The organism is Streptomyces sp. NRRL B-1347, assembly GCF_000720325.1.
GTDB lineage: Bacteria > Actinomycetota > Actinomycetes > Streptomycetales > Streptomycetaceae > Streptomyces.
The window spans coordinates 1-300 of the sequence record NZ_JOJM01000311.1 but is presented as its reverse complement, the minus strand read 5'-3'; the positions used below and the strand labels follow the sequence as shown (position 1 = coordinate 300).

Genomic DNA, 300 nt, shown 5'->3' with positions numbered 1-300 from the left:
TGGTCCGTGTTGCGGGTCGGGGGCTGGGTTCGGGGAACGTATTCGCCGCTGGAAAGACCGTTCTACTTAGTGGTGGAACAGGATCCCTGGGTGGCCTGGTGGCCCGCCACTTGGTCGCGCGGCATGGCGTCCGGCATCTGCTGCTTGCGAGTCGGCGGGGTGCGGATGCCGAGGGCGTGCCGGAGTTGGTGGCCGAGCTCGCCGAGCAGGGCGCGGTCGTGTCGGTAGTGGCCTGCGACGTGTCCGACCGCGACCAGGTCCGGGCCCTGCTGGCCGCCGTACCGGACGAGCACCCCCTGA

At 70.3% G+C, this 300-nt stretch carries 1 protein-coding gene; it reads left to right on the top strand.

Annotated features, from left to right (window positions below; all coding sequences use genetic code 11):
• A partial coding sequence (locus tag IG74_RS50710) for an SDR family NAD(P)-dependent oxidoreductase (protein ID WP_158858157.1) occupies positions 1 to 300 on the top strand: 300 nt, incomplete at both ends.